This is a genomic window from Streptococcus sp. 2342, from assembly GCF_013276795.1.
GTDB lineage: Bacteria > Bacillota > Bacilli > Lactobacillales > Streptococcaceae > Streptococcus.
On sequence record NZ_VMLR01000003.1, the window covers coordinates 104511 to 118898 of the forward strand.

Sequence of the window (14388 nt, forward strand, 5' to 3'; positions counted from 1 at the left end):
AGGTATAAGGCTCATTAGTTTCACCTCCTCTCACGAACCGCAAGGAACGTAATCGGTAACCGATGACAAAAATAGTATACCACAATAAATTTATATCAACAACATTGCTTAATTCTTGAACTATTGGAGTGCAGTTCACTGCAATGATGTTTTTGTGAGTCTTTTAAAGGGATTAGACATTACTTATTCCGTTTCACTTTAGACCTTTCAGATATCTAAGGGAACTTAAAAAATAAATAAAACTCTTGAAATATCTGGGCTTATATGCTAGAATATAGTTAATTGATAAGGTTCATTAGAACACCAAAGCCCTTAACTATTGCCGTAGTTAAGGGCTTTTTTGACGTATCTTAGCGATTTAACGGGTGTTGATAGGCTAGTCAGTCGGTCTACTCCTTACTATCTAGCCATCTGCAGACGAAATACAAGATAATTCCAGCTATAACATCCGCTACAATAGTAAGAGCGAGCTCTATGATAAGGCTCATTAGTTTCACCTCCTCTCACGAACTCATAGGAACGTAATCGGTAACCGATGACCAAAATAGTATACCACAATAAATTTAGACCATCAACCTTACTTAATGCTTGAAATATTAGGACTTATATGCTAGAATATAGTCAATTGGTAAGGTTCATTAGAACACCAAAGCCCCTAACTATGGCCGTAGTTAAGGGCTTTTTTGACGTATCTTAGCGATTTTAACGGGTGTTGATAGGCTAGTCACTCGGTCTACTCCTTACTATCTAGCCATCTGCAGACGAAATACAGGATAATTCCTGCGATGACATCCGCTATAATAGTAAGAGCGAGCTCTATGATAAGGCTCATTAGTTTTACCTCCTCTCACGAACCCATAGGAACGTAATCGGTAACCGATGACAAAAATAGTATACCACAATAAATTTATATCATCAACATTGCTTAATTCTTGAAGTATGGTAGCTTGTATATTAAAACTAACTTACATTGTGAGTAAAATTGCTATATATAACAACTTCCTTCATTAACTTGAGGGATAAAACATTATATTAAAAACATTTGTCACAAACAGATTTACATTAGCTCAATATCTGTCTGTTTCCAGTTTGACTCTTAATTGTTTAAAATCGAAATAAGGGTGGTCTAGAAAGAACTGGCATGGTGCACCTAATTTCTTACCAGTTATTTTAGCAAGAGATTAGACGACAATGTGACAATTCACCTCTAATTATTGACATTTCAGGAAAAATCGCAGTAAAAACGGCACAGCCTTCTTTAAATGTGCTATAATACTAGAAAAATACTTGTGGAGGTTCCATTATGGCAATATTTTTCATGATTTTTCTGATTGTTTGTGTGCTCCTATTGCTGATAGTCACACTGAGTACAGTTTATGTGGTTCGTCAGCAGTCGGTGGCGATTATTGAACGCTTTGGGAAATACCAAAAGGTTGCCAATAGCGGTATTCATATTCGCTTACCTTTTGGGATTGACTCGATTGCAGCACGCATTCAGTTGCGCTTGCTGCAAAGCGATATTGTGGTTGAGACCAAGACCAAGGACAATGTGTTCGTTATGATGAATGTAGCGACTCAGTACCGTGTCAACGAGCAGAGCGTGACAGATGCCTACTATAAACTCATGCGTCCAGAATCTCAGATTAAATCTTATATCGAAGATGCCCTTCGTTCTTCTGTTCCAAAATTAACCTTGGATGAATTGTTTGAGAAAAAAGATGAGATTGCCCTTGAAGTTCAACACCAAGTAGCAGAAGAAATGACTACTTATGGTTATATTATCGTGAAAACCTTGATTACTAAGGTTGAACCAGACGCAGAAGTCAAGCAATCCATGAATGAAATCAATGCAGCGCAACGTAAGCGGGTCGCAGCGCAAGAATTGGCAGAAGCCGATAAGATTAAAATTGTCACTGCAGCTGAAGCCGAAGCAGAAAAAGACCGCCTTCATGGTGTGGGGATTGCCCAACAACGTAAGGCGATTGTGGATGGATTGGCAGAGTCTATCACCGAACTCAAGGAAGCCAATGTTGGTATGACAGAAGAACAAATCATGTCAATCCTCTTGACCAACCAGTATTTGGATACCTTGAACACCTTTGCTGCAAAAGGAAATCAAACCATCTTTTTACCAAATACTCCAAATGGTGTAGATGATATCCGTACACAAATCTTGTCAGCCCTTCGCGCTGAAAAGAAATAATAGATTAAAGAGCTTGGCAACAGGCTCTTTTTGTATTACGTTTGTTAAGAAAAACAAAGAACATTGATATACATTTAACTAAAAATTATTGTATATTGTCTACTTTAATTAGGAATGATAAGGGAATAACTAGAAAGATTTGTGAATATAGACTATTTCTGATATACTAAATATACAGTAATAATGAATGATGGGAGATGGGATGAAAGAATTTCAATTTGAGAGAAAGCAGCGTTTTTCTTTGAGGAAATATGCAATAGGAGCTTGTTCAGTCTTGCTAGGAACGAGTCTATTTTTTGCTGGTATGAGTGCTCAACCTGTACAGGCTACCGAAACGAGTTCAAAACTAATTTCAAGTCATTATTTGGATGAGCAGGATTTATCTGAAAAGCTGAAATCTGAGTTGCAATGGTTTGAAGAAAATAAGATTGAGGTAAAAGAGGGAAAAGAATACTACTTTATCTATCGAAAATTGGCTACAAGATTACCAGAAACAGGTCTTTTTTCTAATGATGGGATGTTTATCTTGGGAGCAGGATTATTATTGCTTTCCTTTACTTTAATCAAGAGAAAAAGGGGAGCGTCTTACTTCCTTGTGACCGTCTTTGCTGTTGGTGGCTGGGGAGCATCCATCTCTGCTTTAGAAAATCTGGTAGAATTGCAACCAGCCCTTGTTAAAAGGGTAGAAGGTCAGTTTTTACCAAGTCCTGAAAGAGTCCAAGGATATGAATTTACGGGATATTATTTGGTAAGAGATAGTGCTAGCAAGGAACTTTCTGTTGATAAGATAGAGTCGCCAGCATTATCTCAAAAGGAGGAAAGTTCAGAACCTCAATTTAAGAAGATTGTACCACAGACTACATCTCATTTTAGCTCGACTGAAGACCTTGTGCAATCTCCTCAACCATCCTACGCAGTTGAGAAAATTGTTGAAGCTCCTGTAAGCAAACAAGCTCCTGATGAAATTTTGCCCATAGGGACTAAGGAAGAAGTTGCAGGAAATCCCCAAGTAGAACAACCAAAAGCAGAAAATAATAGTGATTATAAAACAAGTCCTGAGGAAGGTGTGTTAAATGCCACAGTAGAGAAACCAGAATTGCTAGTCACTACAGAGGAGGTTGCTTTCCAAACGATAGAACAAGAAGATGCAAGCTTAGCTAAAGGGCAAACTAAAGTTGTTCAAGACGGTGTTGTTGGTGAACGCACCATCTATACGGAAGTCACTATCGTTAATGGGGAAAAATCTAGTAAAGTTATAGAAAATATAATTACAAAAGAGCCGGTGGACAAGGTGGTTGCAGTTGGGACTAAGGAAGAAGTTGCACCAAAATCTGAGGAAGGTAGACCAGTTCAATCTGAAAAAACTCCAATAGTAGAGAATGAAACAGAGACAAAACCAGCTGATGGAATAGGACAACCAAGACCAGGAGCAGAAGAAACGCCGGGTACAGAAGCAACATCGGGCGAGAAACAAATACCTGACAAACCCGAAGCCGAGCCGAAGCAACCAGATCCAGCAACCTCAGTCATGGAATCAGGGGGCGAGGAAAATCAAACTCTTGCCCCACAAGGTACTGAGTCCCAGCCACCATCTAAAGAAACTGCTGAGACCAAAGATTCTGAGCCAGCAAGCCCAGCCGTGGAATCAGGACGCGAAGAAGATCAATCTTCTGCGGAACAAAAGGGTGAGGAGAACCAGCTGGAGAATCCAGTTGAGGGGGTAAAAGATACTGGTGAGTCTGCCCCACAAGAACCCCAAAAACAACCAGAACAAACGCCTTCATCTGCAGAGGTCAAGCCAAGTCAAGGAAACGAACCAGAATCAGCTGTTCAGCCTGAACCCTTAGCTCCCCAAGAGCAACCAACTGTCCCAAGTCCAGTAACGAAAGAAAAAGTACTGGACTATAAAACAATCTATACAGCATCGCCAGCTTTAAATTACCAAGAGCAACAAGTAGAAGTAGCAGGTGAAAATGGTAAGGAAGTGACAACTACTTCTTACAGTTTTAATGAAAGTACTGGGAAAATAGTAGAAAACACTTCAACAAAGATAGAAAAACATCCAGTAGATAGAGTTATTAAGGTTGGAAATGTAGAAGAAACAAGATCAACAGTCAAAAGACGCGAACAGTTTGTTGCGGATGAGTCACTTGATAAAGGGGTTAAAGTAGTTAGAGAACAAGGTCAAGATGAAGAAGCGACAACAATAAAAGTCTACAAAGTAAATGAACAAACAGGAGACTTGACGGAGCCAGCTGTAACGACAAAAGTCGCTAAGCCAATGCAGGCGAAAATAACGGCAGTAGGAACAAAACCAACAGTTCAATCACAAGAAATTCCTTTTAAAACAGTTTATGAAGCAAATCCAGCGTTAGATTACAATCAGAAAATAGAAGAAACACCGGGTGAAAAAGGGCGTACAGTATCAACTACAAAATACACAGTAAATCAAGAAACAGGAGCTATCTCAGAAGAAACTACAACAGAAAACACTCCAGCTAAAGACAAAATAGTAAAAGTTGGAAACGTAGAAAAGATAGTGTCACCTATTGATATTACTGAGGAAAGAAAAGATGATCCTGAACTTCCGAAAGGAAAAGAAGAGGTTCAAAGTGAAGGCGAGCAAGGGGAAACAACCGTCACTAAAACTTATGAAGTTAATTCTGAGACAGGAGAGTTAACAAATTCAACTGAGAAAACTGAAGTAACTAAAGCTATGCGCCAAAAAGTAATTTTGGTTGGTACTAAAGAAGACAAACCGCATTTACTGCCAGAAAATAGTGAGTTAGAAAATGCGGTGAATGTAACTCAAGCAAGTACTGAAATGAAGTCTATAGATTTATTGACAAACGAAAAATTAAAATCACAGTTAGCTCCATCAGACATAGAAATAAATCGAGATTTCTTCTTAAAACGAAACGAATTACGAAAAACTAATCCAAATATAACAGAGTCTGAAGTAAAAGAAATTCTACGAAAAGAATATCTTGAAAAATTATCGATTAAAGAAACACTTGATGCGACTAAAAACGATTTAGAAGCTAGTTTGAAAAAAGTTGCGGCGCACACCTTGAGTATTTTAGGTGACAATCAACAAAATAGAGAAAAAGTAAAAGGTGATATTGAAGCTAATAAAGAGAAAATATTACTAGGGTTATCCTATATCAATCGTTTTTATAATATTGATTTTGGAGATACCAACATCCGTGATATTCTAGCTTATAATCCAAGTTCGTTCGGTAAAAAAGACCTTACTTCTTTAGATTGGTTAACACACCTTGGGTCTATGAGTTATGATGAATTAAGATTAACCAATAGTCCAAAAACATTTGAGAAATACTTTGGTAAAATTACAGATAAACTAACATTATTAGATTTCCTAGATTACAATAGAACTACATTCACTAATATGGATGGCGATACGTGGTTGAAGAAAGCGACTAAAGCTATCGTAGTTGAAAAAGCTTCGAAAGAAAAACCTGATGAAAAAGTAGACTTATATACAAAATTAACTACTCCTCCTGAGAAATATGGAGCTGAAAATCGTCAAATAGAAAGTAGAAGACAACAAAATGTAGCTACATTATTAGGTTTGGTAAATATTAAAGAACCAAGCGTGTATGCTATAACTAACATAGCGACGGTAACCTACGGAAACATCGGAACGTATATGGATACTTCTTTAGAGAAAACGAATCCAGTTAAGTATAAAGAAGAATTAGAAAAAGTTAAAGTATTGATAGAACTAACAGCCACAAGACAGGCTAATTATGTTGACACTTTATACAGAATTACAAAAGAAGAAAATCGTCCGAAACTAATTACAAATAGAGTAATTGTAGATACGATGAAGAAATATACGACGAATACGTCTGCTGGAATAGCGACAACATGGTCTAAAGAATCAGGACCAACAGCGGATAAAGGGGTTAAAGACTTCATGACACCTTTAGGAATGTACTCGCCATCGCAAAATGTAGGTGCAGAAGCCAATGGAGTGGGTGTCCGTTACTTTATAGATAGAGTTCTTGATGATAGAGGTTCAGCGACTTACTCTCACGAAATGACGCATTTATTAGACAGAACAGTACTGTTTAATAATCATGGTCGTCGAGATGGTACAGCGGCAGAGTTTTATGCTAGAGGAATCTTCGAAAATTCTTACACACCAGAAAAAGATACATATTTCAACTTAAACTTCGTTTACGATGAAAGTAAGAAAAATGGCTTCTACAACAAAACACCAGATAGATTTAAGACGGATGCAGATTTGAAATCTTATATGCATGGAAGTTTTGATGTGTTATATAGTCTAGATTATTTAGAAGCGGAAGCAACAAAACAACTTTCAGCGGCAGATAAAACTAAATACTTCAAGAAAATAACTCCGATTACTTCAACTGGGACTAGAACACCCGTAACATACACAAATCCAGCAGTTCAAGCTACGCACAAGAGTGAAAAAATCTCAGAAATCACACTGGCAGAAGCGGAAAAACTAACGGATATCAATAGTTTAATTGACAATAACATTTTAGTGAATCGTTACATTATAAAAGGATTTACTGATAAAGGTGTTATTGAAGCTAATGGGTATTATTTAGTGGATATGTTTGATACCATTTATGGTGTTAGTCAAAATGACACTGGTATGAGTGGGGACATCACCTTTAGAAAACAAGCTTTTGAATTGATGGCTGCTTTGGGCTATTATGAAGGATTTGTTCCTTATGTGTCAAATCAATACAAGCAAGCAGCAGAGTCTGAGAACAAGCCTCTATCTGATACTTACATTTTCAATAACATTTTAGGAAAATCTTACGCAGCTTTCAAAAAAGAGCAAATAACTGAGCGTGTTGAGAAATTAGGTAAGTTAAAACTAATTACTATAAATTACAACGGAAAAGAAGAAGTGATTGATAGTAAAGAAAAATTACAAGAGCTTATGAATAAAGCTGTTAAAGAAGAACTTGCTCAAATAAAAGCAGGAAATACCACGGCTAAAAAGTTTGAGTTTATCGAAACACCCGTTCAAAAACTGAAAAAAGCGATTTATAAAGCTTATCTCAAAGATTCAGATGACTTTAGACAGTCGATTTACAATAGTTAAGACAAAAGGGACATCTCTCTGGAATGAACATTCAGAGGGGTGTTTTTTGCTCTCTTGTAAGGTTTGACCCTGTTTCTTGAAAATTACAGTTTGCTTGAATATGGAGTGATTTTCAGACTTTTCCACAAATTATAGAATCTTTTCTGAGGATTTAGGGAGTGATGGAGGAAATCTTGAAAGCGCTTTTGTTTTGTGCTATAGTCAAGTCAATAGACTTGTTTAAAGAGGAATGCTTATATGAGAAGAAAAGAAGTTTTACGAAATCACTGGTTTTTTAGCCAGGAGGTAGGGAAAGGAGAGGCCTTGGCGCCGGATTTGCAGAGGGAAAATTGGCAGACCATTCAAGTGCCGCATGACTGGAGTATTTACAATGATTTTGACCATTATTCGCCAGCGCAAAATGAGGGTGGTCAGTTAAACGGGGGTCAAGCCTGGTACCGGACGCAGTTTTACTTGGAAGAAGATGCCAGTCTTGTATCGGTGCGCTTGTTGTTTGACGGGGTTTACATGAATGCCCAAGTCTATATCAACGGGCAAGTGCTAGGCTATTATCCCAATGGCTATACACCCTTTTCTTATAATATCACCCCTTATCTAAGAAACGATGGGACAGCCAACCAGCTTGCGGTTTTTGTGGAAAATCAGCAACCTAGCAGTCGTTGGTACTCTGGTAGCGGTATTTACCGAGAAGTAAAATTGTTGATTACAGATGCAGTTCATCTGGATTTATATGGAATTAAGATAGAAAGTCCCAAGCTAAAGGAACAAAGAGATAGATGGGTGGAGACTCAGCTTACAAGTAAGGTTTCAAATGATGGACCTCAGTCCGTGTCGGTGTATTTGGAGCAGAGTATCTGGTATGATGGACAACAGCTGTCAGACTGGCAGGCGACAGACTCTCTAGTGATTGAGTCTGGGGACAAATATTCTTTCCAACAAGCCATATCAATTTTCCAACCCTTGCTTTGGGATATTGATTCCCCTCACCTTTACCAATTGAAGACTCGTCTTTATAAAAATGGCATTTTGGTTGATGAAGAAGAGGAGACCTTTGGTTACCGCTATATGGATTGGCAAGCGGATAAGGGCTTCTTTCTAAATGGTAGCTGGTTGAAGATTCATGGGGTTTGTCTGCACCATGACTACGGAGCGTTGGGATCTGTGGAAAACAGGTCAGCTGCTGAGAGACGCTTGCGCCAGATGAAGGAAATGGGTGTCAATGCAATTCGAATTACCCATAATCCAGCCAGTAGTATTTTGCTGGATGTGGCTGCTAAAATGGGGCTACTTATTCAAGAAGAAGCCTTTGATACCTGGTATGGAGGCAAGAAAGAATATGACTATGGTCGCTTTTTTGAGGAAGAAGCGACTCATCCAGAAGCGAAAGTAGGCGATTTCTGGTCAGATTATGATTTGCGCACTATGATCGAGCGTGGCAAGAACAATCCAGCGATTTTTATGTGGTCCTTGGGAAATGAAGTCAGCGAAGCAAATGGAGATGCCCATTCATTGAAGACGATCAAACGCTTGCTAGAAAGGGTCAAGGAAGTGGATGATAGCCGTTTTGTGACTATGGGAATGGACCAATTCCGCTTCGGAGATGGTTCTGGAGGTCATGAAAAGATAGCCAATTTGCTGGATGTGGTGGGCTTAAATTACTCGGAAGATAATATTGACGCGATTCGTAAAAGACATCCCAAGTGGCGACTTTACGGGTCTGAAACCTCATCGGCTACCCGAACACGTGATAGCTATTTTCGCCCAGCTAAGGAATGGGTTGGGGATAATCGCCGCGTGAGGAATTTTGAACAGTCGGACTATGGCAATGATCGGGTTCCTTGGGGGAAGACGGCGACGGCTTCTTGGATAGCAGATAGAAATAGGCTAGACTATGCAGGTCAGTTTATCTGGACAGGAGTGGACTATATCGGTGAGCCGACTCCTTGGCACAACCAAAATGACACACCTGTCAAGAGTTCTTATTTTGGGATCGTGGATACAGCAGGGATTCCTAAAAATGACTATTATCTCTATCAAAGTCAGTGGTTGGACCTAGATCAGCATCCCATGGTTCATATCCTGCCCCACTGGAATTGGGAAATCCACAAGAGTTATCAACAAGTTGTGGATAAGTATGGGGATATCCCTGTTCGAGTGTATTCAAATGCCCGTTCTGTAGAGCTATTTCTCAATGGAAAATCTCAAGGTAGGAAGACCTTTCAGGAGAAATGGACTTCAGATGGCAGAAAATATCAAGAGGGAGAAGGTTCTGACCAACTCTATCTCGAATGGCGTTTGCCTTATCAACCAGGAAAATTGCGTGCTGTGGCCTATAACCATCAAGGTCAGCTTGTGGCAGAAGATAGGGTGGTGACTGCAGGTAAGCCAGACAAAATCGGGTTACATGCCGAGAAAACAAAACTGGAGCCAGATAGGCAAGACCTCCTTTATCTCTATTTTGATGTATTGGACAAGGATGGAAATTGGGTGCCGACTGCTTCCAATCAGCTTCATTTTAAAATTGAGGGCCCTGCTCGCATTGTGGGTGTGGATAATGGCAGGCAGGCCAGTCGTGAACGTTACCAAGCCCAGAAAAATGGTCGGTTTAAGCGGAAAGCATTTCATGGCAGAGGTGTCCTCTTAGTTCAGAGCTTGGAGCAGGCAGGTCTAGTCAGAGTAAAGGCTAGTGCTAGAGGGCTAGAGCCAGCAAGTTTTGATCTCTTAGTGGGAGAGGCTTTGGCTACCCAACCATTGAAAACTAAGCGCTTATTTGAGATTCGAGTGGACAAGCAGGCAGGATTACAAGAAGGGGATTCCCCAGCTATTGGACTTTATCCACAAACTGTGGATAACCCTGTGAACAAGGTGGGGAATAGTGAAGTGATTTGGGAGACGAGTGGTGGTGCCCACGCCATTATCAAGCAGGGAGTGCTTCATTGCTTGTCTGCAGGCGACTTGGTTATCAGTGCTATTTATCAAGGAAAGACCTATCAAACTCATTTGCAGGTCGCAGAAAATACCTCACTAGGGCAGGCACTTTCTGTACGACCACTTCGCTTGTATACAGATAGGGGGACTTATCCACAGCTGCCATCTTCAGTCTTGGTGGACTATGAGTCAGGTAGTGCAAAACGAGTCAAGGTTGTTTGGGAGGCAATCTCGGAAGAAGATATAGAAAGCTTTCATGAATTTACGGTATCTGGTCAGCTAGAGTGTTTGGATTTAAAGGCTTCTGCTCAGGTTTGTGTCCCAGGGACTTGCGCTATTGAGCCTGAAAAGGTTTGGACGCTTGTTAAGGAAGCCCCACACTTACCAGACCGAGTCAAGCTAGTCTTATCAGATGGTAGACGAGATACGGCCAAGGTGACTTGGGATGAACTCGAACCTCAAGTCTATGCTCAGGTAGGAGAAAGTGTGCTCACAGGACAAGTAGCGGGCTGTGAGTTGCCAGCAACAGTCACCATTCATGTGACAGATGTCAGTGTAGATGGGGGAGTTATTTCCAATCAGTGGACAGGGTCCAACCTGCCTCTGGTCTTTGCTTCTCACTCAGAGCCAAATCACCCAGCCTCTTACCTCAATGACAAGGTCATTGCTCGGAAAAAATCAACAGCCAATACTTGGATTACCAAGTCAGAGCAAGCCAGCGTGGGCATTCTTTTTGGAGATGCAGGGATTTTAAAACCGCGATTTGTGGATAACCTGACCTTGTATTATGTTGAAAATCAAGAATATGTGGCCGTTGAGCCGACCTTTATCGATTATTATGTAGGGAATGAGCCTAGCTTGCCTCGGACTCCCAATCATTTGGATAAGGATTCCCTGCTCAAGCAAGAGCAGAATTGGCGCCCTGTATCAGCTATCCGAAAAGTTTCAAGCGACAAGGATGAGGAGCTTCGTTTTGAATTTGACAAGGTGGAAACTTATGCCCTTCGTCTTCGATTTGAAGGCTTGAGCAGTCCCCTAGCGTTAACAGAATTGCAAGTGTATGCCAAAAAAGTAAAGAAAAATGTAGATAGGAAGTAGTATGGTAAGAGAAATAAAACCGCATGGCCCCTTGCCTAGTCAGGCCCAGCTAGCTTATTTAGAGGATGAACTAGCAGCCTTTATCCATTTTGGACCCAATACTTTTTATAATCAGGAATGGGGGACAGGTCAGGAGGATCCTGAACGCTTTAACCCGACACAGTTAGACGCGCGTGAGTGGGTTCGCGTACTCAAGGAAACGGGCTTCAAAAAGTTGATTTTGGTGGTCAAGCACCATGATGGCTTTGTCCTCTATCCGACGGCTTATACGGATTATTCGGTCAAGGCCAGTCCTTGGAGGAATGGAGAGGGGGACTTGCTCCTTGAAGTATCCCAAGCTGCCACAGAGTTTGATATGGATATGGGGGTCTACCTATCACCCTGGGATGCCCATAGTCCCCTCTATCATGTGGACCGAGAAGCGGACTATAATGCCTATTATCTGGCACAGCTGAAGGAGATTTTATCAAATCCTGCCTATGGAAATGGAGGGAAATTTGCTGAGGTCTGGATGGATGGTGCCAGAGGAGAGGGGGCTCAAAAGGTTAATTATGAATTTGAAAAATGGTTTGAAACCATTCGTGAACTGCAGGGCGATTGCTTGATTTTTTCAACAGAAGGCACTAGTATCCGCTGGATTGGCAATGAACGAGGGTATGCAGGTGATCCACTGTGGCAAAAGGTGAATCCTGACAAACTAGGAACAGAAGCAGAGCTGGATTATCTTCAGCATGGAGATTCTTCAGGCACTATTTTTTCAATCGGTGAGGCAGATGTTTCCATCCGTCCAGGCTGGTTCTACCATGAGGATCAGGATCCTAAGTCTCTCGAGGAGTTGGTCGAAATCTACTTTCACTCGGTGGGTCGGGGAACTCCACTCTTGCTCAATATTCCGCCGAATCAAGATGGGCTCTTTGATGCAAAGGATATTGAACGTCTCTATGAATTTGCGGTCTATCGCAATGAGCTTTATAAAGAAGATTTGGCTCTGGGATCTGAGGTATCTGGTCCAGCTCTTTCCGCAGACTTTGCCTGTTACCATCTGACAGACGGCTTTGAGACCAGTTCTTGGGCAAGCGATGCAGACTTGCCAATTCAGTTAGAACTCGACTTAGGATCTCCTAAAACTTTTGATGTAATTGAGTTAAGAGAAGATTTGAAACTAGGGCAACGAATCGCTGCTTTTCATGTGCAAGTAGAGGTAGATGGTGTCTGGCAGGAATTTGGCATGGGCTTTACAGTTGGTCATAAGCGCCTCCTGCGAGGGTCGTTAGTAGAGGCACAGAAGGTGCGCGTGGTCATTACAGAGGCACAATCTATGCCTGTATTGACCAAGATTGCCCTCTATAAAACTCCTAGCTTATCAAAACAAGAAGTTGTTCAGGGACTAGCATTTGCAGAAAAAAGTCTAGCTGTAGCAAAGGGAGAGACTCTTCATTTTAAGGTTGAACGTAGCGAATGTAACACTCCTTTGGAGGCTAAGATTTCGATTCAACCGGGGACTGGTGTGCATGGTGTCGCCTATCAGGACGAGATTCAAGTCCTTGCGTTTCAAGCTGGGGAAAGCAAAAAAGATTTGACCATACCAACCCTGTATTTTGCTGCTGATAAGACCTTGGATTTCTATCTGAATCTGACTGTTGATGGACAACTGATTGATCAAGCTCATATTTTAGTTGAAACGAGATAAAATATCTTCACAATTCATTTCCTTTCCGAATAAATAGATAGAAGCATCAAATCTAGTAAATTAGATTAAAAAATGTGCTATAATGAAAGGAGAGCAAACATGACTGTACGTCATCCGGGCATTAGCCCAACCAATGACTTGGTTGCTAAGAAAATCTTTAGCAATCCAGAAATCACTTGTCAATTTATTCGCGATATGTTGGACTTGCCAGCAAAAAATGTGACCATTTTGGAGGGAAGCAACATTCACGTCTTGCCTTCCGTACCGTACTCGGCACAGGATTTCTATACAAGTATAGATGTTTTGGCGGAGTTGGATAATGGTACGCAAGTTATCATCGAAATTCAGGTTCATCATCAGAATTTTTTCATCAATCGCCTGTGGGCTTATTTGTGCAGTCAGGTCAATCAAAATCTTGAAAAAATTCGTCAACGAGAAGGTGATACACACCAGAGTTACAAACATATCGCACCAGTATACGCTATCGCAATCGTGGATAGCAACTACTTCTCAGATGACTTGGCTTTTCATAGCTTTAGTATGCGAGAGGACACGACAGGTGAGGTTTTAACTATCACAAATAATGGACAAGAAAACCATTTGGTTAAGATGGCGTTCTTGGAATTAAGAAAATACAGAGAAACCAGCAAAGATAGCATTCGCAAACCGTGGTTGGAGTTTTTCGGGAATAAACCCTTTACCCAGCACCCCGAGCGAGCCATCAGCCAAGCAGACCAACTGCTGGACTACAAGAGCTGGTCCGAGGAGGACAGGAAAATGTTTAGTCAACTACGTATGCGCGAAGAACAAGCCTTGTTAGCACAGGACTATGCCTTGGAACAAGCTGAGGAAAAGGGCTTAGAACGTGGTCGTGCAGAGGGGATTGAAAAAGGGCGAGAAGAAGGTATTGAACAGGGACTGGAGCGTGGGAAAATCTTTGCCTTCCTGGATATGGTCCGTCAAGGTCTTCTGACTTCGGAGGTTGCCAGCCAGCAATTAGGTATGACTGTCGCTGAATTTGAGGCATTGCTGTAAATAGGAACAGATGACATGTTGCCAAAATGAGGTAGCATGTTTTATTTTAGCTTTAGTTGTTAGTTGCAACAGGCAGACGATCAAGAGACTGCTAACACTTTTAGGTCGTAATTAGAATGTGGAAGTCAGTCATATTTCTACGGTGAGGAGACTCTGGCGTGTTTTGCCTTTAAATTTTAAGAGAATAGTGCATATGAGAGATAGGGTCTGGTTCTGTTAGGCTCTGCTAGAAAGCTATCAGAGAATCTGGGCATCTAACTGACAGGTTCTCTTTTTTGGAAGAAAAAAAGCCAAAAAACCTAAAAATTTTTGTATATTTATTTT

General features: G+C 40.8%; 5 protein-coding genes. All 5 read left to right on the top strand.

The window, feature by feature from the left end; genetic code table 11:
* Window positions 1-1318: 1318 nt before the first annotated feature.
* The 5 genes from HT689_RS03110 (at window position 1319) to HT689_RS03130 (ending at window position 14064) form a co-directional block, all read left to right on the top strand.
* A complete protein-coding gene (locus tag HT689_RS03110) occupies window positions 1319-2203 on the top strand; it encodes an SPFH domain-containing protein (RefSeq protein ID WP_050390559.1) in 885 nt (294 codons plus the stop codon).
* Window positions 2204-2405: 202 nt separating this feature from the next.
* Window positions 2406-7313: a ZmpA/ZmpB/ZmpC family metallo-endopeptidase gene (locus tag HT689_RS03115; protein WP_173224958.1), complete on the top strand. Its 4908-nt coding sequence runs from the start codon at window positions 2406-2408 to the stop codon at window positions 7311-7313.
* A gap of 237 nt (window positions 7314-7550) precedes the next feature.
* The gene (locus HT689_RS03120) at window positions 7551-11339 is read left to right on the top strand and encodes a sugar-binding domain-containing protein (protein WP_173251447.1); all 3789 of its coding nucleotides are present in this window, start codon (window positions 7551-7553) and stop codon (window positions 11337-11339) included.
* Between the two features lies 1 nt (window position 11340).
* Window positions 11341-13029, top strand: coding sequence for an alpha-L-fucosidase (locus HT689_RS03125; RefSeq protein WP_173224963.1), 1689 nt, complete (start codon window positions 11341-11343; stop codon window positions 13027-13029).
* 99 nt (window positions 13030-13128) lie between these two features.
* Window positions 13129-14064, top strand: coding sequence for an Rpn family recombination-promoting nuclease/putative transposase (locus HT689_RS03130; RefSeq protein ID WP_173224966.1), 936 nt, complete (start codon window positions 13129-13131; stop codon window positions 14062-14064).
* The last annotated feature ends 324 nt before the right edge of the window (window positions 14065-14388 follow it).